Source organism: Actinokineospora sp., from assembly GCF_050699995.1.
Taxonomy (GTDB): Bacteria; Actinomycetota; Actinomycetes; order Mycobacteriales; family Pseudonocardiaceae; genus Actinokineospora.
Genome location: NZ_JBOHGC010000164.1, coordinates 1 through 1,572 on the forward strand (window position 1 = coordinate 1; position 1,572 = coordinate 1,572).

At 66.9% G+C, this 1,572-nt stretch carries 2 protein-coding genes; both read left to right on the top strand.

Annotation, left to right across the window (positions count from 1 at the left end; all coding sequences use genetic code 11):
* Nucleotides 1-315: 315 nt before the first annotated feature.
* Nucleotides 316-492, top strand: coding sequence for a hypothetical protein (locus ACRDSQ_RS09070; protein WP_431420394.1), 177 nt, complete (start codon nucleotides 316-318; stop codon nucleotides 490-492).
* Nucleotides 493-589: 97 nt separating this feature from the next.
* On the top strand, nucleotides 590-1,572 hold a 983-nt coding region (locus tag ACRDSQ_RS09075; RefSeq protein ID WP_431420395.1), incomplete at its 3' end, for a 2-oxoacid:acceptor oxidoreductase family protein.

The window sequence follows — 1,572 nt, forward strand, 5'->3', positions numbered from 1 at the left end:
CTTCCCACGATCATGAACCGCCTCCGCACGGGCGGCGTCCGCGCGGTCAGCCCCACCGGCGTTCTCGGCGACCCCACCACCGCCACCGCCGAGGCCGGTGTCACGATCCTCGACCGCTGGACCGCCGACTTGGTCCGCACAGTCGCCCGTCACTCACGGTGATGGTGGGGCTCGACCTTATCGCTCACCGGGCCATTCCGATTTGCCTCGTGCGGTGTAGTCACCAAGGCGAAGTGAGGTAGCAGCTACTCGTGACCGCGACGCCTTCGGTGATGTGACATGGGTCTTACACCACGGCACGTGGAGGCGAGAGACATGACGAGTCAGGAAGACCATGAGCAGCTGGCTCAAGCGACCGAACTCCTCACGATGGTCATGGAACGCCATCGGCACGAGGACCTGCGGGCGCTGACGCTCTTCACCTCCGCCATCACGGACATCCGGGTAGGCGAGCGCTACCTCGGCTCCGTGCCGAGTACACCGCTGCGCTGAGTCGGAGTACCGCCTACCGGTGCGCGTACGCCGTCACCGCCCTCACCATCGAACTGCGCGGGCGCACCGCTGCAGGAAGAGAGGACTCCAGTCGCCGATGACGACCAACGGATCCGCAGTCACGCACCGCACCACGGTCCAGCTAGATCGGGTGGTGATTCGGTTCGCCGGCGACTCCGGTGACGGGATGCAGTTGACCGGGGATCGGTTCACCTCCGAGGCGGCCGCGTTCGGCAACGACCTGGCAACCCTGCCGAACTTCCCGGCGGAGATCCGGGCGCCACAGGGCACGGTCCTGGGGGTTTCGAGCTTCCAGGTGCACTTCGCCGACTACGACATCCTGACCCCGGGTGATCGTCCGGACGTGCTGGTGGTGATGAACCCGGCGGCGCTGAAGTCCAACATCGCCGAAGTTCCGCACGGCGGCACGGTCATCGTGAACACCGACGAGTTCAGCACACGCAACCTCACGAAGGTCGGCTACGCGGCGAATCCGTTGGCGGACGGGTCGTTGGAGCCGTTCCAGGTGCACGAGGTGGCGATGTCCACGCTGACGCGTGGCGCACTGTCCGAGACCGGACTGAGCAAGAAGGACGCCGAGCGGGCGAAGAACATGTTCGCGCTCGGTCTGCTGTCGTGGATGTATCACCGGCCGACCGAGGGCACCGAGCGGTTCCTGCGGGAGAAGTTCGCCAAGAAGCCCGACATCGCCGAGGCCAACATCCTCGCGTTCCGGGCCGGCTGGAACTACGGCGAGACCACCGAGAGCTTCGCGTCCACCTTCAAGGTCGCCCCCGCACGGCTGCCCAAGGGCACCTATCGGCAGATCACCGGCAACCAGGCGCTGGCCTACGGCATCGTCGCGGCCGGACAGCGGGCCGACCTGCCGGTGCTGCTCGGGACGTACCCGATCACGCCCGCGTCGGACATCCTGCACGAACTCTCGAAGCACAAGAACTTCGGCGTGACCACGCTGCAGGCGGAGGACGAGATCGCCGGGATCGGGGCGGCGCTGGGCGCGAGTTATGGCGGCGCTCTGGGCGTGACCTCCACGTCGGGTCCGGGTGTGGCGCTCAAGAG

What these genes read in the sequence shown, in the direction of transcription:
- ACRDSQ_RS09070 (WP_431420394.1), top strand. Translation starts at nt 316, where the DNA reads ATGACGAGTCAGGAAGACCATGAGCAGCTGGCTCAAGCGACCGAACTC.